This window comes from Frigoribacterium sp. 2355 (genome assembly GCF_054060695.1).
The window spans coordinates 1-21,623 of sequence record NZ_JBSSDL010000016.1 but is presented as its reverse complement, the minus strand read 5'-3'; the positions used below and the strand labels follow the sequence as shown (position 1 = coordinate 21,623).

Annotated in this window: 18 protein-coding genes; 10 read left to right on the top strand and 8 right to left on the bottom strand. The window is 72.2% G+C overall.

Features of this window, described 5'->3' with window-relative positions:
- Positions 1-6 precede the first annotated feature (6 nt).
- Entirely contained in the window at positions 7-1,044 is a 1,038-nt protein-coding gene (locus ACVJ1F_RS14475; RefSeq protein ID WP_456887073.1) for an NAD-dependent epimerase/dehydratase family protein, read from the top strand.
- Between the two features lie 307 nt (positions 1,045-1,351).
- Here the strand turns inward: ACVJ1F_RS14475 and ACVJ1F_RS14470 are convergent, their stop codons facing one another.
- On the bottom strand, positions 1,352-1,747 hold the full coding sequence (locus tag ACVJ1F_RS14470) for a VOC family protein (protein ID WP_056048202.1): 396 nt from the start codon (positions 1,745-1,747) through the stop codon (positions 1,352-1,354).
- 154 nt (positions 1,748-1,901) lie between these two features.
- On the opposite strand from ACVJ1F_RS14470, the gene ACVJ1F_RS14465 reads away from it, so the two are divergent.
- Complete coding sequence (locus ACVJ1F_RS14465; protein WP_456887072.1) at positions 1,902-2,855, top strand: hypothetical protein; 954 nt, start codon at positions 1,902-1,904, stop codon at positions 2,853-2,855.
- A 72-nt stretch (positions 2,856-2,927) separates the two neighbouring features.
- Here the strand turns inward: ACVJ1F_RS14465 and ACVJ1F_RS14460 are convergent, their stop codons facing one another.
- The 3 genes from ACVJ1F_RS14460 to ACVJ1F_RS14450 form a co-directional block, all read right to left on the bottom strand.
- On the bottom strand, positions 2,928-5,060 hold the full coding sequence (locus ACVJ1F_RS14460) for a DEAD/DEAH box helicase (protein WP_056048208.1): 2,133 nt from the start codon (positions 5,058-5,060) through the stop codon (positions 2,928-2,930).
- A gap of 380 nt (positions 5,061-5,440) precedes the next feature.
- On the bottom strand, positions 5,441-6,913 hold the full coding sequence (locus ACVJ1F_RS14455) for an FAD-dependent oxidoreductase (protein ID WP_456887070.1): 1,473 nt from the start codon (positions 6,911-6,913) through the stop codon (positions 5,441-5,443).
- A gap of 126 nt (positions 6,914-7,039) precedes the next feature.
- The gene (locus tag ACVJ1F_RS14450; RefSeq protein ID WP_456887068.1) at positions 7,040-8,236 is read right to left on the bottom strand and encodes a phosphotransferase family protein; all 1,197 of its coding nucleotides are present in this window, start codon (positions 8,234-8,236) and stop codon (positions 7,040-7,042) included.
- 119 nt (positions 8,237-8,355) lie between these two features.
- Here ACVJ1F_RS14450 and ACVJ1F_RS14445 point away from each other — a divergent pair, with 119 nt between their 5' ends.
- Together ACVJ1F_RS14445 and ACVJ1F_RS14440 are read left to right on the top strand one after the other, a co-directional pair.
- Positions 8,356-9,432, top strand: coding sequence for an FUSC family protein (locus ACVJ1F_RS14445; RefSeq protein WP_456887066.1), 1,077 nt, complete (start codon positions 8,356-8,358; stop codon positions 9,430-9,432).
- A gap of 9 nt (positions 9,433-9,441) precedes the next feature.
- Positions 9,442-10,398, top strand: a complete 957-nt coding sequence (locus ACVJ1F_RS14440; RefSeq protein WP_456887064.1) for an alpha/beta fold hydrolase — start codon at positions 9,442-9,444, stop codon at positions 10,396-10,398.
- On the opposite strand, the gene ACVJ1F_RS14435 is transcribed toward ACVJ1F_RS14440, so the two are convergent.
- Together ACVJ1F_RS14435 and ACVJ1F_RS14430 are read right to left on the bottom strand one after the other, a co-directional pair.
- Positions 10,395-11,135, bottom strand: a complete 741-nt coding sequence (locus ACVJ1F_RS14435) for an esterase/lipase family protein (RefSeq protein WP_159826866.1) — start codon at positions 11,133-11,135, stop codon at positions 10,395-10,397. The two genes, ACVJ1F_RS14440 and ACVJ1F_RS14435, sit on opposite strands and share 4 nt — an antisense overlap.
- 19 nt (positions 11,136-11,154) lie before the next feature.
- A complete protein-coding gene (locus ACVJ1F_RS14430) occupies positions 11,155-11,529 on the bottom strand; it encodes a hypothetical protein (RefSeq protein WP_056048233.1) in 375 nt (124 codons plus the stop codon).
- A 330-nt stretch (positions 11,530-11,859) separates the two neighbouring features.
- Here ACVJ1F_RS14430 and ACVJ1F_RS14425 point away from each other — a divergent pair, with 330 nt between their 5' ends.
- Positions 11,860-12,399 carry a Dps family protein gene (locus tag ACVJ1F_RS14425; protein WP_082460542.1) on the top strand — a complete coding sequence of 180 codons (540 nt, stop codon included), beginning with the start codon at positions 11,860-11,862 and terminating at the stop codon, positions 12,397-12,399.
- A gap of 85 nt (positions 12,400-12,484) precedes the next feature.
- Positions 12,485-13,666: an NAD(P)/FAD-dependent oxidoreductase gene (locus ACVJ1F_RS14420; RefSeq protein WP_456887061.1), complete on the top strand. Its 1,182-nt coding sequence runs from the start codon at positions 12,485-12,487 to the stop codon at positions 13,664-13,666.
- A gap of 126 nt (positions 13,667-13,792) precedes the next feature.
- Here ACVJ1F_RS14420 and ACVJ1F_RS14415 read toward each other — a convergent pair whose 3' ends face one another.
- Positions 13,793-14,665 carry an SMP-30/gluconolactonase/LRE family protein gene (locus tag ACVJ1F_RS14415; protein WP_456887059.1) on the bottom strand — a complete coding sequence of 291 codons (873 nt, stop codon included), beginning with the start codon at positions 14,663-14,665 and terminating at the stop codon, positions 13,793-13,795.
- Between the two features lie 231 nt (positions 14,666-14,896).
- Here ACVJ1F_RS14415 and ACVJ1F_RS14410 point away from each other — a divergent pair, with 231 nt between their 5' ends.
- The 3 genes from ACVJ1F_RS14410 to ACVJ1F_RS14400 are packed head-to-tail and all read left to right on the top strand — an operon-like array spanning position 14,897 to position 19,432.
- Entirely contained in the window at positions 14,897-16,717 is a 1,821-nt protein-coding gene (locus ACVJ1F_RS14410) for a glycoside hydrolase family 15 protein (RefSeq protein ID WP_456887117.1), read from the top strand.
- On the top strand, positions 16,717-19,113 hold the full coding sequence (locus ACVJ1F_RS14405; RefSeq protein WP_456887057.1) for a phosphoketolase family protein: 2,397 nt from the start codon (positions 16,717-16,719) through the stop codon (positions 19,111-19,113). The genes ACVJ1F_RS14410 and ACVJ1F_RS14405 overlap by 1 nt, the downstream gene beginning before the upstream one ends.
- 40 nt (positions 19,114-19,153) lie before the next feature.
- Positions 19,154-19,432, top strand: a complete 279-nt coding sequence (locus ACVJ1F_RS14400; protein WP_456887055.1) for a DUF7218 family protein — start codon at positions 19,154-19,156, stop codon at positions 19,430-19,432.
- 9 nt (positions 19,433-19,441) lie between these two features.
- On the opposite strand, the gene ku is transcribed toward ACVJ1F_RS14400, so the two are convergent.
- Positions 19,442-20,431, bottom strand: a complete 990-nt coding sequence (gene ku / locus ACVJ1F_RS14395) for a non-homologous end joining protein Ku (protein ID WP_456887053.1) — start codon at positions 20,429-20,431, stop codon at positions 19,442-19,444.
- Positions 20,432-20,524: 93 nt separating this feature from the next.
- On the opposite strand from ku, the gene ACVJ1F_RS14390 reads away from it, so the two are divergent.
- Positions 20,525-21,412, top strand: coding sequence for an SDR family oxidoreductase (locus ACVJ1F_RS14390; protein ID WP_456887051.1), 888 nt, complete (start codon positions 20,525-20,527; stop codon positions 21,410-21,412).
- Positions 21,413-21,623 lie beyond the last annotated feature (211 nt).

Here is a 21,623-nt window from a genome sequence, read left to right as displayed (position 1 = left end):
GCCGTCGTGGGTCCGACCGGCACGACCTCCTCGGCACGTCGCCCCCTGCGGCTGCTGATCCTCGGCGGCACCGCCTGGCTCGGTCGGACGATCGTCGAGGCCGCCCTTGCCGGCGGCCACGACGTCACGTGTCTCGCCCGCGGGTCGTCCGGCGACGTCCCCGAGGGCGCGGCGTTCGTCCGGGCCGACCGCCGCACGCCCGGGGCGTACGACCCCGTGCTCGAGGGTGGACGACGCTGGGACGCGGTCGTCGACCTGAGCCGCGACGCGTCGCACGTGCGTGACGCCGTCTCGGTGCTCGAACCGGCCGGCGCCTCCTTCGTCTTCGTCTCGAGCGTCAGCGTCTACGCCGACACCGCGACCACCGGGGCGGACGAGACGGCGGCCCTCGTCGACGCCGACGAGTCGGACTACGGCGGGTCGAAGGTCGCGGGCGAGCGCGCCGTCGTCGAGGCGTTCGGCGCCGACCGGTCGCTGCTCGTCCGGGCGGGCCTCATCGGCGGACCGGGCGACCACACGGGCCGCACGGGCTGGTGGCCGCTGCGCTTCGCCCTGGCCGCAGCGTCAACGGAGTCCGACCCCGTTCTCGTGCCCGACGTGCCCGGCCTCGACGTGCAGCCGGTCGACGTCCGGGACCTGGCGAGCTGGATCGTCGCGTCCGTCGAGCGAGGTCTCTCGGGGACGTTCGACGCGGTGGGCGACCGTCACCCGCTGACGGACCACCTCGCCGCGGCCCGCCGGGTCGCCGGGCACACGGGCGAGGTCGTGCCCGTCGACGAGGACTGGCTCGACGCACACGGGGTCGGGCCGTGGGCGGGGCCCCGGTCGATGCCCCTCTGGGTGCCCGTCGCCACGCATGCGGGCTTCGGCGCTCGGTCAGGAGGCGCGGGCCGGGCCGCCGGGCTCGTGCCGCGCCCCGTGGACGAGACGATGCGCGACGTCCTCGCGTGGGAACTCTCGCGTCCCGGCCCGGCGGGCCCCCACGGCGCGGGGCTCGAGCCCGACGACGAACGCGAGCTGCTCACCGCCGCCCGCGACCGCTGAGGCCGACCCGCGCTCTGCCGCTCTTTACCGGTCTCTGCAAGCCGCGCCCCGCGCCTCGCGCACCGCCCGCCCGCCGCACCCGCCATGCAGTGCACCGCGTTTCGTGCAGCACGCCCCCTCTAGTCGCGGTGCGGTGAACGAGTCGCGGTGCGATGCCGGCAGGCGGCCCGGTCCGGCGCGTCCTGGGTAAAAGGCCCCCGCGCCTCCGCACCCCGTTTCGTGCGCCACACACCGTCTAGTCGCGGTGCGGTGAACGAAACGCGGTGCGGTGAACGAATCGCGGTGCGATGCCGGCAGGCGGCCCGGGTCAGCTCTGTGCGGGCGGGGCGAAGAACTCGATCTGGTTGCCGTCGGGGTCCTTGATCATCAGGGCGTGGCCGAAGTCCGCGTCCTGCAGGTCGGACTCGATGCCGACCGACGTGGCGTGCTCCTGCCAGGCGACGACGCCGTCGCGGTCGGTCACGGCCAGGCCGATGTGGTCGAGCCCGGGGACGGTCGGGTCGAAGGCCGCGCTCGATCCCCCGGTGTAAGCCGTCACCCCGAGGATCTGCCCGTTGCCGACGGAGAAGATGCGGCGGTCGAGGCCGTCGAGTTCGATGCGGCCGACGGGGCCGGCGCCGAGCAGCTTCTCGTAGAAGGCGAGGCTCGTGTCGAGGTCGGAGACGGTGATGGCGACGTGGGCGTAGCCGGAGAGTTCGGGCATGGGGTGCTCCTTCGGTGGTCGGGTGTTCTCCGACCCACCGAACTCGCCTCGACTGAGAACGGCCTCTCGTCCCGCGCCCCGCCGTCCCCCGCATCCCTCCACAGGGTGGCGAGATCCGATCCCGGAGTCCGCTCGCGCCCGAGACGATCGACGCGTGACCACCCACGAACGAGACCTTCGTTCCCTCCTCATCCGCTCGCGGTTCGACGATCCGTCGGAACGCCGAGCCCACGCGCGTGGCGAACTCGTGCGTGTCGCGCCCGGACGCTACGTCGAGTCGGCGGCCTGGCGGGGCCTGCGCCGCGAGGAACGCCACGCCGTCCGAACGGCGGCCGCGGTCGGCCGGATGCGTGACGCGGTCGTCGTCTCCCACACCTCGGCGGCCGCGGTGTGGGGCATGCCGGTGCTCGGCCCGCCGCTCGCCCGCGTCTCGACGACCGACCCGGCGCGCGCCCGGACCCACACGGGTGCGCACGTGACCAGACATGCGGCACCGCTGCTCTCGGACGAGATCACCCCTCATCGGGGTCTCCTCGTGACCACGCCGGCTCGGACGGCCGTGGACGTCGCTCTGAGCGGGACACGCAGCCAGGCCGTGGCCGTCCTCGACCACTGCCTGCGACGTCGGTTGTGCACGCTGGCCGAGTACCAGGCGTGCCTGCTGGGACGAGACCGTGTCCGGGGCTCGACCCGCGCCTCCTGGGTCGCCGAGTTCGCCAGCCCCCTGGCCGGTTCCGCCGGTGAATCGGTCTACCGGGTCGCCCTGGACGGTCTCGGATTCCCCGCACCCCGTCTCCAGGAACAGCACGTCGACGACGAGGGGCTCATCGGGTTCACCGATCCCGGGTGGGAGGCCTACGGCGTGTACGACGAGTTCGACGGCTTCGTGAAGTACCTCGACCGCGAGATGCGGCACGGGCTGACGGCGGAGGAGATCGTGATCCTCGAGAAGGTCCGTGAAGACCGGCTGAGGGGGCTGCCCTACGTGAATCGAGTGACACGAACCGTCTGGCGCGATCTCGCGCGTCCGCAGCGGATCGTCACACGGCTCGAGCGAGCCGGCCTCCCGCGCGTCCACACCGCGAATCGTGCACGGCACCGTGACTAGTCGGGGTGCCGTGCACGAAACGCGGTGCGTCGAGGTGCGGCGGTGTGTCGCGGTGCGGGGGGTGAGGGCGGGTCAGGCTTCGAGGGCCTCGGTGAGCAGGGCGACGAGGGCCGAGAGCTGCACGTCGACGGAGTCGACGACCTCGGAGTCGTCACCGTCGAGTGCCCGGGCGGCGAGGCCGGCCTTGCTGTCGATCAGCTCGGCGATCTTCGTGTCGATCGTCTGCGCCGCGATGACGCGCCACGCCGTGACCGGCTCGGCCTGGCCGATGCGGTGCACGCGGTCGATGGCCTGCGTCTGCTCGGCGTCCGTCCACGACAACTCGGCCAGCACGACGTTCGAGGCGACCTGCAGGTTGAGCCCGACGCCGGCCGCGGTCAGCGAACAGACGACGACCTCGACCTCGGGGTCGTTCACGAAGGCGTCGATCTGGCGCTGACGGACGGCCGGGGTCTGGTCGCCGCGGATCGAGGAGTACTTGATGCCCCGCTTGGCGAAGGTGGCCTCGGCGACGTCCATGACGTCGATGTGCTTGGCGAAGAACACCACCTTGCCGACGTTGCGGGCGAGCTGGGCGGTGTAGTCGGCGGCCAGGCCGGCCTTGGCCTGACCGATGCGGCGCACCATGCTGAAGACGTTCTCACCCGTGCTCGACGCGCTGGCGTCCTCAAGCTCCCACTTGGCGACCTGGCGGACGAGGTCGTGGTCGATGCCTTCCACGCGGACGCCGGACGTGCGGGTGGTGAGCGCGGTGCGGTACTTCTGCACCATGCGGCGGGCCAGCTCGCGTTCGGCGTCGCGGATGGAACGGCCCACCTCGTCGTCGAGCTCGACCGGCAGGTCGGCGATGCGACGGGCGGGGATGTCGGAGGCGACGTCGACCTTCTTGCGACGGACGATGCCGAGGTCGATCACGATCTCGCGCGCCGACGAGAAGAACCCGGGATCGGCGGGGGTCAGGCCGACCTCTTCGAGGCGCTCCATCAACTCTGCGGCGGGCTTCTTGTCGCCGATCCAGCCGAGGAACTCCCAGATGGCGCGGAAGTCCTCGATGTCGTTGATCAACGGGGTGCCGGTCAGCGCCATGAGCAGCGGGTGCGCGGTGCGCGACCGGATGCGCTGGGCGAGCTGCAGCACGTGCCGCGACCGCTGCGATTCTTTGTTCTTGATGAAGTGGGCCTCGTCGACGATCATGCCCTTGAAGCCGAGCTCGCCGAGCCAGCCGACGTGACGGTCGAGCACCTCGTAGTTGACGATGACCACGTCGGCGAAGGCGTCGAGCTTCTCGCCGTCGCCGTGGATGACGGTCGCCGTGCGCGTCGGCGTCCACAGCTGGACCTCGCGGGCCCAGTTCGTCTTGACGACGTTCGGCACGACCACGAGCAGCGGGTACGCCGCGGCCGCCTGGGCGGCGAGCAGGGCCTGGGCGGTCTTGCCGAGGCCGGGCTCGTCGGCGAGCAGGTAGGTGCGGTGGCCCTGGCGGGCGGACTCGACGAGCTGTGCCTGGTGGTGCATCAGGGTGGCGCCCGCGGGGGCGTCGACCGTGGTCGGCTCGGGCAGCGGCATGCAGGCCGAGCCTCCCCCGGCGCCGTACTCGAAGGACTTGAACAGGGGGCCGAAGAGCTCCCAGTTCGCGAGCCGGCGCGGGTGCGCCTCGCGGGCGACCTCGGCGAGCGCGAAGTCGGGTGGCAGGAACGGGTTCGCCAGCTGCCGCGAGATGACCGACTGCGGGACGACCTGTCGCTCGGAGGTCGGCGCGACCGGCGCCGCCTCGGTGACGATGATCTGCTGCTCGGGCTCGAGCTCGAGCCCGGCCGACATCTGCATGTCGCGCTTGAGCGTCTTGGCGGCCTCGCTGACCGTGGCCGCGTCGCCCAGCAGGGTGATCAGCGACGTGTCGCGGGCGGCGGTCTTGGCCAGTATCTGGGCGACGCCGTCGAGGCGCTTCATCTGCTCGGCGCGCTCGGACTCGCTGATGGCCTTGTCGACCTTGACCCGGGCGCGTTCCTCGCGCATGAGCAGGGCGATGACCTGGAACTTGGTGCGGCTCGAGGGCTTCACCTGGCCGCGTTGCGCGGCGGCCTCGACCTCGCGCACCGCACGGGCGAGGACGGGGATCAGCCCGTCGTTGTCGACCTCGCGGCGACGGTTCGGACGCTGGGCGGTGCGGGTACCACCCGATTGACGCTGGCCTGGTCGAGCCAAGGCTCCTCCTCGTGGTCGACGCGGGACGTCGACGGTGCTGTGCCGCCGTGTCGGCGGAGGGTGCTGCGCGGGACGCCGAGAGGCTCGGCGACCCGGACGGACGACGACCGAGAGGGTCGCGCCGGATGCGTGCGGGGCGGGGTGCCGCGCGATGGACAGCTGTACCGGCTTCGCGACGGGCGACCTTCGTGGCGGGCAGTCCGACGACGGCACGTGCCCCGAAGCCCCGTCACGCCGAGGTGTCGACTCGCACCGGAGGAGGCGCGGACCGGAGAACACCCGGGCGGTGAAGCTGGGGACAGTTTACGCGTACGACGCGCCGGTACGCCACCAGCGCCTCCTCGTGTCTCGGGGCCCGGTGGCGACGGGCCGGCGGCGCGTCAGCCGCGACGACGCAGGCCGCGGGTCGCCGGTCCCTCGAGCACGCTGCCGTCGGCGGCGAACCGCGACCCGTGCAGCGGGCAGTCCCACGACCGTTCGGAGTCGTTCCAGGTGACGATGCCGACGAGGTGCGGGCAGATCGCCGAGACGGTGCACACCTCGCCGTCGACGGTCGAGCGCGCGACGGGGGCGAAGCCGCCCGAGCGGCCCACCTCGCCCTGGCCCTCGGCGGGGGCGACGGCGACCAGACGGCGGGTCATCGCCCCGGCCCAGCCCTTGGCCGCCCACCACGCGTCGGCCGCGTTGATGCCGATCCCCGACGCGATGGCGATCGGCGTCGTGACCCGCCCGTGCAGCGTGGTCATCCAGGGCTGCGGGTCGCCGAGCACGTCCGACACGAGGGTCATCGCGGCCTGGACCGCGTTCGTCAGCCCCCAGTGCTCGTAGCCGGTCGCGAGGTAGATCCGGCCCCGACCGCGCGGCAGCCAGCCGACGAACGGCACGTGGTGCGGCGTGCCGTAGTCCTGACCGCTCCACGAGTGGGTCGGCCGCGCACCCGGCCAGTGGCGCGTCGTCCACTCGGCGAGGTCGTCGACCATCGCGATCGTCGAGGAGGCGCGACCCACCGGGTGCCGGTTGCCGCCGGTCACGAGGCGGTCGCCCACCGCGGAGAACGACCGGGTGGGACCGTCGACCGCCTGGTACATGCCGTCCGGCAGGTCGTCGACGCCCTCGAAGGCCAGGCCGTAGGAGCGCTCGCTGCGGAGCTTGGCGAAGTAGAGGCCGCGGTCGAGCACGGGGCTGCCCGTCGTGACGTGCACGCGGCGGCCGCGGACGTCGGGACCGTCGCTGTGGGTCACCGTCGGGTTCGTCGCGTCGACGCCGGTGACGCGCACCCCCTCGACGACGACGCCGCCGAGCGCCCGGACGTCCGCCACGAGCGCGACGATCGCCTGCACGGGGTCGAACTGCGCCTGGTCGGGCAACCGGAGTCCGCCGGTCGTGCCGAACGGGAGGTCGAGGCCGAACTCCTTGACGACGGGGAGGCCGGCCTTCCTCGCGACGAGGTACTCGTCGTCGACCGTGGCGATCCCGGCCCGGGTCGTCGCGTAGCTGAACGCGTCCCGGCGCTCGACCTCGATGCCGGCCTCGTCGAGGTAGTCGACCATCCAGTCGAAGCCCGCCCGGTTGGCCGCGACGTAGGCGTCGACGACGCTCTGGTAGGTGTTCGTGCGGATGCGCTGGAGCTGCCTGCCCTGCAGCAGCGACATCGACGCGGACCCGCTGCCGCTCGCGACGCTGCCGACCGTGCGCGCCTCCAGGACGGCGACCCGGTGACCGCGACGCGCGAACAGCAAGGCGGTGACGAGTCCGGTCAGGCCACCGCCGACGATCACGTCGTCGTAGACGGTCTCGGGGTCGATCCTGTCGGTGGTGACGTCGGGAGCGGCGTCGAGCCAGGGTGACGGCATGGGGGCCTCCGGGTACGCGGGTGGGTGCTGCGCGCCACGGTAGGCCCGTCGGACCGTCCGTGGGTGCGCGGCGGACCCGTCCGTGGGTGGGCGGCGGAGGGACCGGCGGTCAGGCGGGGCGGGCGGTCAGGCGGGGCGGGCGAGGGTGCCCGCGGCGGCACCGATCAGCTGGACGGCCTTGCGGCGGCCCGTGTCGGTGCCGAGCGTGGCCTGTCCGCCGGCGTGGGCGAGCAGCTGCGACGCGACGCCCGGCGCGAGCCGGTCGGCCAGGCCGGGCAGGCGTTCGACCCAGGCGCGCGTCACGTCGTCGGCGAGGCGTTCGCAGGCCCGGGCCTCGGCCTCGTCGCCGTTGCCCCGGTGCCACTGTCCCGTCACGACCAGATGGGCGACGAGGGCCGCCGCGTCACGCGCCGGGTGCCCGAGCCCCGCGGTGTCGACGTCGAGCAGACCGGTGACCCGCCACGGCTCGGACGGGTGCACGAAGAGCTGCTCGAGGTGCAGGTCGCCGTGGATCACGGCGAGGGCGTCCGAGGCGGAGGAGGCGCGGCGCCGGTCGATCTCGTCGTAGAGGCCGTCGATCTCGGTCGCCCGGTCGGGCAGCGCGGCGCGCAGCGTCGAGCGGTGCCAGGCTCCGTGGTCGAGGGCGTCGGACTGCGCCCGCGCCACCACGTCGACGCGGGCGATGCGCGTGCCGAGGTCGACCATCTGCTCGACGAACCGCGGGTCGTCGACGAGCTCGACGACGCGCTGCCCGGCCGGCACCCCCGGGACGCGTTCGAGGACGAGCAGGCCGTCCGCCCGCGAGGCGAGCACGGCGGGCACCGGCAGCCCCTGCGCCCGGAACGCCTCGTGCAGGGCGACGATCGGTGCCACCCGGTCGGGGCGGACCACCTTGAGGAAGACGGTGGTCTCGGCGGCGTCGAGTCGGATGACGGCGCGCTTGCCGGGTCGGTACGCCGCGACGCTCAGCCGTGGTTCGGTGACGACGACGCCGAGGGCCGCGAGCGCGTCGGCCACCCGGTCGGGATACGTGGCCCCGGCGAGCGCCGGCAGCATCGGGTCGGCCGGGTAGGCCCAGACGGCGAGCGGCTGACCGGTGGTCGGGTCGCGGGTGAGCACCGAGGACGCGTCGGCGGCCCGGGTGTCGGTGTCGATGAAGGTCAGCACGGTCGAGGTCGCGCCGACCGGGTCGACCGTGTCGACCTCGTAGCCGTAGAGGAACCCGGCGCCCGAGGGCTCGACCGAGTGGGGTCGGAAGGCGACGACGGTCAGCCCCGAGTTCGCGAACGCGGCGGGGAGCACCTCGGCGGAGTTGGGCCACACGAGGACGCAGTCAACCAGCAGGCGGACCGATCGGTGGGGAGGCGCGGGCGGGGTGACCGTTTCGTGACCTGTCGCGACGTCGCGACGCGGGCGGCGCCTCCCCGTCTACCCTGGAGGGCGTGAAGGTCGTCTCGCGCATCCGGCAGACGAAGCGCACGCCCCTGCTCCAGGTGGTGAAGACGAGCGTCGCGGTGATGGCGGCCTGGTTCGCCTCGGTGGCCCTGTTGCAACAGCCCCTGCCGATCTTCGCCGCGATCGCGGCCCTGCTCGTGGTGCTGCCGAGCGTCAACCAGTCGTTCGTGCGCGGCCTCGAGCGCAGCGTCGGCGTCATCGCCGGCGTGCTCATCGCCTTCGCGGCCGGCCAGCTGTTCGGCGACGCGACCTGGATCGTGCTGGCGATCGTCGTGGTGAGCCTGCTCGTGGCCTGGGCCTTCCGGCTCACGCCGAGCTCGGCGAACCAGGTGCCGATCTCCGCGATGCTCGTGTTGGCGATCGGCGCCCAGACCCCCGACTACGCGCTCGACCGGGTGCTCGAGACGATCATCGGTGCGGCCATCGCGCTCGCGATCAACGCGTTGATCGTGCCTCCCGTCGCCCTCGCCCCCGCGCACCTCGCCGTCGGACGGCTCGCGCGCGACATCGCGTCCGTGCTCGACGAGACCGCCGCCGTGCTCGACGAACCGGTCGACGGGTCGCGGCTCGCCACGGGCCTGACCAGGGCCCGCGAGCTCAGGGTGGCCCAGGCCCGTGCGGTCGACGCGGTCACCGCGGGCGAGGAGAGCCTCCAGCTCAACCCCCGTGCGAGCCGCAACCGCAGCGTCCTCGAGGCCGACGCGGCGCTGCTGCGGCGCCTCACCGTGCTCGTCAACCGGGTGGTGGGCATGGTGCGGTCGGTCCACGACAACTACGACCCCGGGCTGTCCGACGACCCCGTGGTGCAGAGCATCGCAGAAGACCTCCGACGAGCCGCCCACGACGTGCGCCTGCTGGCGCGGACCACCGAGGAGGCGCTGCCGGCCCGGCGCGCCTCCCGCCTCCCCGACGCCACCGGCGGTCCCGCGACGGGCACCGGGCACGACGACGGCCCGGCGCTCACGTCGCCGGTGAGCGTGCTGCGCCCCGACCCGGACAACTGGGTGCTGGTCGGGTCGCTGCTCGAGGACCTGCGCCGCGTGCGCGAGGAGATCATCGGGTAGCATCCGACGATGCGACGGGGCCGGGCGACAGGGGTGGCCGACCCGACCCTCGACCGCTACGCCCCGTTCGCGCTGGTCACCGAGCCCGGTGCCCTCGGGCTCACCCGCTCGACGATCGAGACGGCCCCCGGCCGGACGGTCGTGCACCACGCGGCGGCGTCGGCCGACCGGTCCTCACGCCGCCGGGCGACCGTCCTGCTGCACGGGGCGGCCGGTTCGTGGACGACGTGGACCCCCTTGCTGCAGGCCGCCCGCGAGGTGGACGCGGTCGTCTCCCGCCCGGTGCTGATCGACCTGCCCGGGTGGGGCGCCTCGCCCGAGCCGGACCCGGGCCTCGACGTCGAGTCGGCCGCCGCCGTGGTGGTCGAGGTCGCCGAGGCACTGGGCGTCACCGAGTTCGACCTCGTCGGTCACTCGATGGGCGCGTTCGTCGCCCTGCACCTGGCCGCCGTCCGACCCGACCTGGTGCTCAGCGTCTCGGTCGTGTCGGCCACGTCCTTCTCGGCGATCGACGCCGTGACGCACCCGGTGCGGGGCCTCGTGCGGTTGCCGGCCTTCACGCTGCTGCGTGCGGCGTTCGGGGTGCTGCCCCGCGCCTCCGCGTCCCTCTTGCGCGGCGCGGCCCGCATCGGACTGCTGCGAGCGCTGTCGTCGCCCGTGTTCCGCCACGTCGACCGCGTCCCGCGCTCGGTGCTCGAGGCGTTCGTGGCCGAGCTCAGGCCCCGGGGCTTCCTGGCGGCCTCGAGGTCGGGGCAGGGGTACGACGCGACCCGGTGGCGAGGCATCGACTGCGACGTCGCCGCCGTCAGCGGAGCCGACGACGTCTTCGCCCGGTCGTCCGACCTCGACCGCCTGGCCGGCGTCGTGCGGCACGCCCGGACGACCCTGCTCGCCGACTGCGGGCACTTCGCCCACGTCGAACGGCCCCACGAGACCTTGCGGGCGCTCGGCTGGGTGGAGGGCTAGGACGCCTCGGCCGACGCCGCCGAGCCCGCCCCGGCCTCGACCTCGCGCACGATCATCGCGACGCACCGCGCGTGGCCCAGCGGCCGGAAGTGGCCGTCGACCGGGAACTCGAGGTTGACGGCCCCCGGCAGCACGCTGCCCTCGGTGACGTGGGCGTCGAACCGCGACGCCATCGACGTGATGGTCCCGTTCGCCTCACGCTGTCCCGCGAGCCGCAACAGGTCGGCGTCCCGGGGCGAGAAGGGCCTCAGCGCCCTGACCGGCAGCACCCTCGCCCAGCGCGACCCCGAGAAGGGACTGTTGACCGTCACCATGCGGGTGATGCGTCGCTCGGCGTCGGTCGAGACCATCATCGTCTTGCCGACGAGCCCGCCCTTGCTGTGGGCCAGCACGACGACGTCCCGCAGGTCGTGGGCGTCGAGGATGCGTTGGGCCACCTCGGCGGTCGCCGCGATCGGACGGCGGTTGTGGCCCATGCCGGGCACCACGACGATCGGGTGCCCCCGATCGTTCAGCCGGTCGGCCACGGGACGGAGGAAGCGCCAGGTCTCGTAGACGCCGGGCAGCAGCAGGACGGGCTCACGGTCGCCGTCACGGTAGCGACGCGGCACCACCCGGCCCGACCGCGGGACGAGGTGCACCCACCAGACGTACCGGTAGTCGAGCACGACCGTGCGGACGAAGCGCCAGAGGCCGACCCGGCGACGTCCGTGGCCACGCGACGGTGTGGAGCTCATGCCGCCACGGTAGGCGACGTCAGGCGGCGGTGCCCACCAGGGGCAGCTCGCCCCAGGGCTCGCCCTCCGGCCAGGCGATCGACTCGACTGCGGCCCGGGCCATCTCGAGCGTGACGTCCCAGCGGCCGCAGATCGACGCCCACGGCGGCGGGAACTCCGACGCGTCGTCGAGCAGCGCCAGGGCGAGTCGCCCGAGCCCCGCGCGGGCCGCCGCGCTCGCCGCGTCCGGCAGGGAGTCGGTCAGCCCGTGGACGACCCTCACCCGGTGGGCGAAGTCCATCTGCTCGATGTCGTCGAACGCCCCCCAGGCGCTCTCGATCTCTCGTCGCAGCCTCGTGATCTCGACCGCGTCGAAACCGTGACGGTCGGCGCGTCCGGGTACCGCTCGTGCCATGTCAGCCCCCCTCAGAGCATGGCCACGGATCGGGTACCCACGGCCGGGCGTCGGCTTCGGTGCCGATGCAGGCGAACATACCATCCAGTACGGTCCGGGCTCCAGCACCTTCGATCACGAGTGGATCACGGCGGCGAGCGACCCCCCTGGACCGGCTCGGGACGGCATGCGCCGGCGCCCCCTCGGGCCGACGCGCCCCGGCGTCCCCACCCGTCGTCGGTCGAGCTGTCCCCCGAAGGCTGAGCCGTCGCCCGGGCCCACGGTCTACCGTCCACGTCGCACCCACCGGTGCGACGACTCCGCACGAACCCACGACGAACGGGAGACATCATGTTCCAGGGATCCGACCAACTCCGCGACAACATGCAGAAGGTCCTCGTCGACCTCATCGAGCTGCACGTCCAGGGCAAGCAGGCGCACTGGAACCTGCTCGGCTCGAACTTCCGCGACCTCCACCTGCAGCTCGACGAGATCGTCGACGCGGCCCGCGAGTTCAGCGACGAGGTGGCCGAGCGCATGCGCGCGGTCTACCTGATCCCCGACGGCCGTACCTCGACCGTCACCCGCGGCACGAGCCTGCCCGAGTTCCCCGCGGGCCCCGTCGAGACCACCGCGGTGGTCGACCTCATCGTCGACCGCATGTACGCCGTCACCGGCACGATGCGCACGGTCCACGACGACGTCGACGACGAGGACCCCACGACGGCCGACGTGCTGCACAGCATCCTCGAGCGCCTCGAGCAGCTCGCCTGGATGACCGGCGCCGAGAACCGCCACCCCGAGAAGGACGCCCGCCAGGACGACACGCGTCAGCGTGACGAGGACGCCGCGGCCGAGGGCCTCGACCGCGTCGGCGCCGTCGCCAACTGACCCGACCACCTCACGAGGGCACCGTCCGGGAGCGCGCCACCCGCGCCTCCCGGGCGGTGCCCTCTCTCGTCGAGAGGACGACCCCATGACCGAATCGTTCGACCACGTCATCGTGGGCGGCGGCATGACCGCCGACGCCGCCGCGAAGGCCATCCACGACACCACCCCGGACGCGTCGGTGCTGATCGTCAGCGCCGACGTCGACGCGCCGTACACGCGCCCGGCGCTGTCGAAGAAGCTCTGGACCGACCCCGACTACACCGAGGCCGACAACGCTCTCGGCACCGTCGCCGACTCGGGTGCCGAGATCCGGCTGCGCACGCTCGTCGAGTCGATCGACCGCGAGGCCCGCACCGTGACCACCGACCGCGGCGACGTGATCGGCTACGGGGCCCTGCTGCTCGCCACCGGAGGCAGCCCCGTCGCCCTCGACCTGCCGGACGACGACCGCGTCGTGTACTTCCGGACCGCCGAGGACTACCGCCGACTCCGCTCGCTCTCGGGCGGCGGCCGGCACGTCGTCGTCGTGGGCGGCAGCTACATCGGCACCGAGCTCGCCGCGGCCCTCGTGCAGAACGACACCCGCGTGACGCTGGTCTTCCCCGACGACGTGCTCGGCGGATCGGTGTTCCCCGCGTCCCTCGCCTCGTCGTTCGAGAAGAGATTCGAGGAGGCGCGGGTCGAGCTGGCCCGCGGACGTCGCGTCGAGAGCGGCACGGCCGACGACGCCGGCGTCCACCTCCAGCTCGACGACGGCTCGACCCTCGACGCCGACGCGGTCGTCGTGGGGCTCGGCATCTCGGTCGACGACCAGCTCGCGGCCGACGCGGGTCTGGCCGTGGACGACGGCATCGTGGTCGACGAGCACCTACGGACGAGCGACCCGAACGTGTTCGCCGCCGGCGACGTGGCCTCGTACCCGGACGCGATCCTCGGGCGCCGCCGCGTCGAGCACGTCGACAACGCGAAGTCGCAGGGCCCCGTCGTCGGTCGCAACATGACCGGCGCCGACGAGGTCTACGACCACACGCCCTACTACTACTCGAAGGTCTTCGACCTCTCGTACGAGGCCGTCGGCACGCTCGACGCGTCGCTCGAGACGATCGTCGACGACAAGGGCGAGGGCGAGGCCGTGGCGTACTACCTGGGTGACGACGGCGCGGTCGAGGGCGTGCTGCTCTGGAACGTCGAAGAGGCGCGTGACGCGGCCCGGGCCGTCATCGCGGCGGGCGTCGTGCCGCGCGACGAGCTCGTGGGGCGCATCTGAGGACGCGCCGTCGGCACGACGACGCCCGCCCGATCGGCTGATAGGGCGGGCGTCGTCGCGTCCGAGGGGCGTCGCAGGGGCGACGGGCCGGGCGTCCCCGGGGACCCGCCCGCACGGGCGGCGGTCTCAGCCGAACAGGAACGGCGGGCGAGCCGCCCGGTCGAGATCCAGCGCGAAGATGCCGCCGCTCAGCGGGAACTCCTCGAGCTGTTCGTCGCTCAGCCCCTCGCGGGCCGACAGCACGAACAGCGTCCGCAGGTCGTCACCACCGAAGCCGATGCCGGTGACGTTCGGCACCGGGAGCGTGATCTCGTCGACGAGACCACCGTCGACGTCCAGGTGCACCACCTTGCCCTCGCCGTAGACGGCACCCCAGAACTCGCCGCGCTCGTCGCGGGCCAGGCCGTCGTGGGCGCCCTGCGACGAGAACGGGACGAGCTCGCCCAGGGTGCCGTCGGCATCCCACGAGGCTCGGTAGATCGTGTCGTCGCCGGTGTCGGTGAGGTAGATCTCGCTGCCGTCGTCGTTCCACTCGAACCCGTTGGTCGTGGCGAAGTCGTCGCGGAGCTGCGTGAGCGTGCCGTCCGGGGCCACGCGGTAGAGGCCGGCCACGGGGCTGCCCTCGGGGTCGGTCGCACCGACGACGAAGGCACCGAACGGGTCGCACTTGCCCTCGTTGAGGCGCAGGCGCTCGTCGGCGTGGTCGACGGTCGCGATCGTCCGCTGCTCGGTCCCGTCGTCCCTCATGACGACGACGGTGTCGTCGAGGGCCGCGATCAGGCCACCGCCGCGCCGACGCTGGAAGCTCGGCAGGGGCGGGTCGACGACGACGGTCGTGTCCCTCGTGCCGTCGGCCGAGGTGCGGTGCAGGAGGCCGTTCGTGATGTCGGTCCAGACCAGCTCGTGGGCGTCGACGTCCCAGACGGGACTCTCGCCGAGCGTGGCCTTCGCGTCGAAGAAGAGGCGGGGTTCGGACGTGGTTCCGGTCGGAGATGCCATCGTCCCGGTCTACCCGCGCCGCCTGCCCGTCGGCTCGACCCCAGGGGTACGACGGTCACGCCCGGCACACAGAACACTGCGAGGAACGGTCACGAGGAGGCGCGGCGGGCCACCGTAGGACGGGTGACGGACACCCTCGAGACCACCGACGACATCCAGGCCGACCACTTCGGCGCGACGACGGCCGCCGCCGGCGAATGGCACCGCCCCGACCCCCGGGACGACGGCTACGTGCCGCTGCGCTCCTACGGCGCCATCGGCGACGGCCGGACCGTCGCCCTCATCGCCCGCGACGGCCAGATCGACTGGCTCCCGATGCCCGACATGGACAGCGATCCGGTGTTCTCCGGCATCGTCGACGCCGGCAAGGGCGGCCGCATCGAGCTGCGTCCCGTCGACGACGACTTCGAGGTGCAACGCGAGTACGTCGAGAACACGAACGTCCTCGTCACCCGTTTCCGCACCTCCACGGGCGTCGTCGAGATCACGGACGCCCTCGTCACGGGCATCGCCGGTCGGCTGCCGTGGGCGGAGCTCGCCCGCCGCATCGAGGGCGTCACGGGGTCGGTCGACATGCGCTGGGCGGTGGTCCCGGGCAACACGTTCGGCACCCACCCGATCCGCCGGGTCGACACGTTGCACGGCCCGGTCCTGCGGGCGGCCGACATCAACCTGGCGCTCGTCGGCTTCGACCACGGCCGCCTCGACCCGGTGGAGCCGGGCGACGGCGAGGCCCACGGCGGCCCGCACCGGTTCTGGGGCGAGTTCACCACGCACGAGGGATCGCGCTCGCTGATCTGCCTCTGCGGCGTCGAGGACGAGCCCCTGCACCTGCCCGACCCCCACGTGGTCGACCAGGGCATCGACCGCACGGTGCGCAACTGGCAGACCTGGTCGGACGAGTTCAACTGGGACGGGCCGTGGTCCGACGCCGTGCAACGCAGCGCCCTGGCGCTCAAGCTGCTGATCTTCAGCCCGACCGGCGCGATCGCGGCCGCCGCCACGGCGGCGCTGCCCGAGAACTTCACCGGCGACAAGAACTGGGACTACCGCTTCGCCTGGGTGCGCGACCTGGCCTACACGGTGAACGCGCTCGTCCGCTTCGGCCTGCGGGAAGAGACGCAGGCGGCCGTCTCGTGGTTGCTGTCGGCCCTCAAGGCCAACGGCCGGACGATGCACATCTTCCTCAACCTCGACGGCTCGGTGCCGGACGGCACGCACGAGACCGGCTCCGAGGGCTGGCGAGGCATCGGCCCGGTCTACAAGGGCAACCCGGCGGGCGAGCAGCTGCAGCTCGGCACCTACGCCGACATCCTGGCGATCATGAGCCAGTACGCCGCGGACGGCAACATCCTCGACGAGTCCACCGGCGACCTGCTCGCCGGGTTCGCCGACGACGCCTGCCGTCGTTGGCAGGAGAAGGACTCGGGCATGTGGGAGCTGCCCGACGAACAGCACTACGTGAGCAGCAAGATGGGCTGCTGGCAGGCCATCGACGCCGCCCTGCGCCTCACCGAGGTCGGGCAGATGCACCCCGACCCCGAGGACGTCGTCTTCTGGAAGAAGAACCGCGACCTGATCAAGGAGTGGATCGCCGAGCACGGCTGGAACGAAGAAGTCGGCTCGTACGTCATGTACCCCGGCAGCGCGAAGCTCGACGCCTCGGTGCTGCTGCACGCCCCCAGCGGCTTCGACCGCGGCGAGCGCATGTCGCGGACGATCGACGCCATCCGGCGCGAGCTGGGTGCGGGCCCCCTGGTCTTCCGCTACAGCGACGTCGCCGAAGAGGAAGGCACGTTCGTGGCCTGCGCCTTCTGGCTCGCCAGCGCCCTGGCCTGCGTGGGCCGTCAGGACGAAGCGGTCGAGCTGATGGACCAGCTCGTGCAGCAGCCCAACGACGTCGGCCTGCTGACCGAGATGATCAACGCCGACGACGGGCAGTTCCTCGGCAACGTGCCGCAGGGGCTCAGCCACCTCGCCCTCGTCAACGCGGCCATCACCATCGACGAGATGAGCCGAGAGGGCACGACCACCGATCGAGAGGACCAGTGATGACGAACCCCGTAGACCCGACACGACAGGCCTCGACCGACGAGTTGTCGCTCGTCGACGCGTGGTGGCGGGCGGCGAACTACCTGACCGTCGGGCAGATCTACCTGATGGACAACGCCCTGCTCACGCGGCCGATCGCGCGCGACGACGTCAAGCCGCGCCTCCTCGGGCACTGGGGCACGTCACCGGCGCTGAGTTTCGTCTACGCCCACCTCAACCGGGTGATCATGCGCGACGACCGTGACCTGCTCTACGTGTGCGGACCGGGTCACGGCGGCCCCGCCATGGTCGCCAACACCTACCTCGAAGGCACCTACAGCGAACTGTTCCCCGAGGTGTCGCAGGACGCCGCCGGGCTGCAGAAGCTCTTCACCCAGTTCTCGTTCCCGGGCGGCATCCCCTCCCACGCCGCCCCCGAGACCCCGGGGTCGATCAACGAGGGCGGCGAGCTCGGGTACTCGCTGAGCCACGCCTACGGGGCGGTGCTCGACGATCCCGACCTCGTCGCCGTCTGCGTGATCGGCGACGGAGAAGCCGAGACCGGGCCGCTGGCGACGAGTTGGCACGCGAACAAGCTGCTCGACGCCCGTCACGACGGGGCCGTGCTGCCCATCCTGAACCTCAACGGCTACAAGATCGCCAACCCGACGGTGCTCTCGCGCATCCCCGAGGGCGAACTGCTCGAGTTGATGCGAGGCTACGGGTACGAGCCGCTCGTCGTCGCGGGCGGTTTCGACGGCGAGGACCCGATGCGGGTGCACGAGCGCATGGCCGCCGCCCTCGACCACGCCTTCCTCCGCATCGACGAGCTGCAGCGGGAGGCCCGCGACGGCGACGGCACCGCACGCCCGCGGTGGCCCATGATCGTGCTGCGGACCCCCAAGGGGTGGACGGGCCCGAAGGTCGTCGACGGCCAGCGCGTCGAGGGCACCTGGCGTGCACACCAGGTGCCGCTCAGCGGGGTCCGCGAGGACGACGAGCACCGGGCGCAGCTCGACGACTGGATGCGGTCGTACGGCGCCGACGAGCTCTTCGACGAGACGGGTCGGCCGGTGGCCCGGCTCGACGGGCTCCGCCCCCGGGGCGCGAAGCGCATGAGCGCGATCCCGGCCTCCAACGGTGGTCTCGTGCGTCGTGACCTGCAACTCACCGACTACCGTGCGCACGCGGTCGAGACCTCCGACGATCGCCGCACCCAGGCCGAGGCCACGCGCGTCCTCGGCCGGTGGCTCGCCGAGATCGTGCGCGACAACCCGTCGACCTTCCGTCTCTTCGGGCCCGACGAGACGGTGTCCAACCGACTCGACCCGGTGTTCGACGTGACCGAGCGGGTGTGGGCGGCCGACATCTGGCCCGACGACGAGCACGTGGCCCGCAGCGGCCGCGTGATGGAGGTGCTGAGCGAGCACCTGCTGCAGGGACTCATGGAGGGCTACCTGCTGACCGGGCGCCACGGTCTGCTCAACACCTACGAGGCCTTCGTGCACATCGTGGACTCGATGTTCAACCAGCACGCGAAGTGGCTCGAGAGTGCCGACGAGATCGACTGGCGCGCGCCGATCTCGTCGTTCACCTACCTGTTGTCGTCGCACGTCTGGCGGCAGGACCACAACGGCTTCTCGCACCAGGACCCCGGGTTCCTCGACGTCGTCGTCAACAAGCAGGCGCACCTCGTGCGCATCTACCTGGCCCCCGACGCCAACACGCTGCTCGCCGTCGCCGACCACGCGTTCCGCACGACCGACACGGTCAACGTGATCGTCGCCGGCAAACAGGAATCCCCCGCCTGGCTGTCGCTGCCCGAGGCCGAGGATCACGTCCGACGCGGCGTCGGCATCTGGGAGTGGGCGGGCACCGAGGGGTCGCCCGTCGACGGGGTCGACCCCGACGTGGTGCTGGCCTGCGCGGGCGACGTGCCGACCCTCGAGACCGTGGCGGCCGCCGACCTGCTGCGTCAGGTGCTGCCGTCCCTGACCACGCGCGTCGTCAACGTGGTCGACCTGATGCGGCTGCAGGACGCGAGGGAGCACTCGCACGGCCTCACGGACGACGACTTCGACGCACTCTTCACGACCTCGAAGCCGATCGTCTTCGACTTCCACGGCTACCCGTCGCTCGTCCACCGGCTCACCTACCGCCGCACGAACCACGCGAACCTGCACGTGCACGGCTTCCAGGAGAAGGGCACCACCACGACGCCGTTCGACATGGCCATGCTCAACGACATCGACCGCTACCGGTTGGTGCTCGACGTGCTGCACCGCGTACCGGGCCTGGCCGACGAGCACCCCGAGCTGGTGGCGGACGTCGAGTCGCGGCGCGAGGCGGCCCGGGCGTACGCCTACGAGCACGGCGAGGACCACCCCGACGTCACCGGCTGGCAGTTCGGCGCCTAGGGGTGCGACAAGCCGCCGCGCCGGGCGTACGGTCGGGCGCATGACGCCGAAGGACGAGACTCCCCCGCAGCTGAAGAACCCCCACATGTACGAGGCACTCCGCGACGAGGGGGCGTCGAAGGAGAAGGCCGCGCGCATCTCGAACGCCGCCGCCCAGAAGGGCAACAGCGAGAAGAAGGTGGCCGCCAAGGGCGGGAAGTCCGGGTCGTACGACGACTGGACGGTGGAGGAGCTCAAGGGACGCGCGAAGGAACTCGGCGTGACCGGCTACTCCGACCTGAAGAAGGCCGACCTGATCGAGGCGCTCCGCGAACACTGACCGTCGCGGTCAGCCGGCCTTCTTCTTCGGGGCCGCCTTCTTGTCGGAGGCGGACGAGGCGGGCTTCTTCCTCGCCGCGGAACCCGCCCCTCCGGACGTCGACCGCGAGGACTCCTTCTTCGAGGACTCCTTCTTCGCAGGCGACTTCTTCGCGGGGGGTTTCGTCGACGACGACGCCGCGGCCTTCTTGGTCGGCTTGGGATGTCCGCCCGACCGGTTCTTCTCGACCGACCGACGCAGCGCCTCCATCAGGTCGATGACCTCGCCGCCCTCGTCGTCGTCCTCGGACTTCTCGCCGAAGGTGGCGTCCGTGTCGAGCGACTCGCCTTCCTCCAGCTTCGCGTCGATCAGCTGTCGCAACTGTTCCTGGTAGTCGTCGCTGAAGTCCGCGGGTTCAAAGTCGTCGCTCAACGAGTCCACGAGCGACGACGACATGTCGAGCTCCTTGTCGCTGACGCGCGTCTGCTTCTCGAGCGCCGGGAACCGTGCCTCGCGCACCTCGTCGTCCCAGAGCAGGGTCTGCAGCATCAGCACGTCGCCGCGGACGCGCAGGGCCGCGAGCCGGGTCTTCTGCCGCAGCGAGAAGTGGACGATGGCCGTGCGGTCGGTCTCCTCGAGGGTCCGGCGCAGCAGCACGTAGGCCTTGGGCGAGGTGCCGTCCGGCTCGAGGAAGTAACTGCGGTCGAGCATGATCGGGTCGACCTGGTCGCTCGGGACGAACTCGAGCACGTCGATCTCGCGCGAGCGCTCCTCGGGCAGCGACTTCAGGTCGTCACCCGTGATCACCACGGTGCGGTCGCCGTCGTCGTACGCCTTGTCGATGTGCTCGTAGTCGACGACCTTGCCGCAGATCTCGCACTTCCGCTGGTACCGGATGCGGCCACCGTCGGCGTCGTGCACCTGGTGCAGGGACACGTCGTGGTCCTCGGTGGCGCTGTACAACTTGACGGGGACGTTGACGAGCCCGAACGTGATCGCGCCCTTCCAGATCGATCGCATGACGCTCATCTTTCTCCGCGTGCGCTCCGAATGACCGCCGGTGGGGTACAGACCCCCGAGCGGCGGAGGCGCGGCGAGGGCACCGTGGACGTCATGAGCCAATACGACAAGAAGAACCCGGTCGACCTCTACCCCGCGCCGCCGTTCCCGAAGCAGGAGCAGTCGCTGCCGGGCGAGGCCTGGAAGATGGACCCCAAGCCCGACCACGGCGAGACCAGCTACGTCGGCAAGGAGCGCCTCACCGGCTTCCGCGGCGTCGTCACCGGCGCGGACTCGGGCATCGGTCGCGCCGCCGCGATCGCGCTCAGCCGCGAGGGCGCCGACCTCGTGCTCAGCTACCTTCCCAGCGAGCAGAAGGACGCCGAGGAGGTGCGCGACCTGCTCGAGGGCGAGGGGCGCAAGGCCGTCCTCGTCCCCGGCGACATCTCGGACGAGCAGTACTGCAAGGACCTCGTGCAGAAGGCCGTCGACGAGTTCGGCGGGCTCGACACCCTCGTCATGGTGGCCGGTCGGATGAAGAGCAACGACGACATCCTCACGCTCACCACCGAGGACATCGACTCGACCATCAAGACCAACGTCTACTCGCTGTTCTGGCTGGCCCAGGCTGCCATCCCCCACCTCGAGCCCGGTTCGTCGATCGTGACGACCGGCTCGGTGCAGGGCACGCAGCCGAGCCCGGACAAGATCGACTACGCGCTCACCAAGGGTGCGATCGGCGTCTTCACCTCGGGCCTCGCGCAGCAGCTCGCACCCAAGGGCATCCGCGTCAACCAGGTCTCCCCCGGCCCGGTCTGGACGCCCCTGCAGCCCGGCTCCGACGACGCCGAGACGGTGTCGGAGTTCGGCGGCCAGGCGCCGTTCGGTCGCCCCGGCCAGCCGGCCGAGCTCGCCGCCGCGTACGTGCACCTGGTGAGCCCGGAGTCGAGCTACACCTCGGGCGCGACCATCACGATCGCCGGAGCGATGCCCGCGGTCTGATCCGCGCCTCCTCGGCTCCGTCGTCCCGACGACGCCACGGCCCGTCGTCCCGCCCCGCGGGGAGGCGGGCCGTGGTCGATCCGGCGGGTCCCCGTCGTCGGCGGCGGGGGGGGGGGGCGCCCCGCCCCCCCCCCCCCCCCCCCCCCCCCGCCCCCCCCCACAAAACACCCCCCCCCCCCCCCCCCCCCCCCCCCCCCCCCCGGGGGCCCCC

What these genes read in the sequence shown, in the direction of transcription:
- ACVJ1F_RS14470 (WP_056048202.1), bottom strand. Translation starts at nt 1,747, where the DNA reads ATGCCCGAACTCTCCGGCTACGCCCACGTCGCCATCACCGTCTCCGAC.
- ACVJ1F_RS14455 (WP_456887070.1), bottom strand. Translation starts at nt 6,913, where the DNA reads ATGCCGTCACCCTGGCTCGACGCCGCTCCCGACGTCACCACCGACAGG.
- ACVJ1F_RS14440 (WP_456887064.1), top strand. Translation starts at nt 9,442, where the DNA reads ATGCGACGGGGCCGGGCGACAGGGGTGGCCGACCCGACCCTCGACCGC.
- ACVJ1F_RS14435 (WP_159826866.1), bottom strand. Translation starts at nt 11,135, where the DNA reads ATGAGCTCCACACCGTCGCGTGGCCACGGACGTCGCCGGGTCGGCCTC.
- ACVJ1F_RS14430 (WP_056048233.1), bottom strand. Translation starts at nt 11,529, where the DNA reads ATGGCACGAGCGGTACCCGGACGCGCCGACCGTCACGGTTTCGACGCG.
- ACVJ1F_RS14425 (WP_082460542.1), top strand. Translation starts at nt 11,860, where the DNA reads ATGTTCCAGGGATCCGACCAACTCCGCGACAACATGCAGAAGGTCCTC.
- ACVJ1F_RS14420 (WP_456887061.1), top strand. Translation starts at nt 12,485, where the DNA reads ATGACCGAATCGTTCGACCACGTCATCGTGGGCGGCGGCATGACCGCC.
- ACVJ1F_RS14415 (WP_456887059.1), bottom strand. Translation starts at nt 14,665, where the DNA reads ATGGCATCTCCGACCGGAACCACGTCCGAACCCCGCCTCTTCTTCGAC.
- ACVJ1F_RS14405 (WP_456887057.1), top strand. Translation starts at nt 16,717, where the DNA reads ATGACGAACCCCGTAGACCCGACACGACAGGCCTCGACCGACGAGTTG.
- ACVJ1F_RS14400 (WP_456887055.1), top strand. Translation starts at nt 19,154, where the DNA reads ATGACGCCGAAGGACGAGACTCCCCCGCAGCTGAAGAACCCCCACATG.
- ku (WP_456887053.1), bottom strand. Translation starts at nt 20,431, where the DNA reads ATGCGATCGATCTGGAAGGGCGCGATCACGTTCGGGCTCGTCAACGTC.
- ACVJ1F_RS14390 (WP_456887051.1), top strand. Translation starts at nt 20,525, where the DNA reads ATGAGCCAATACGACAAGAAGAACCCGGTCGACCTCTACCCCGCGCCG.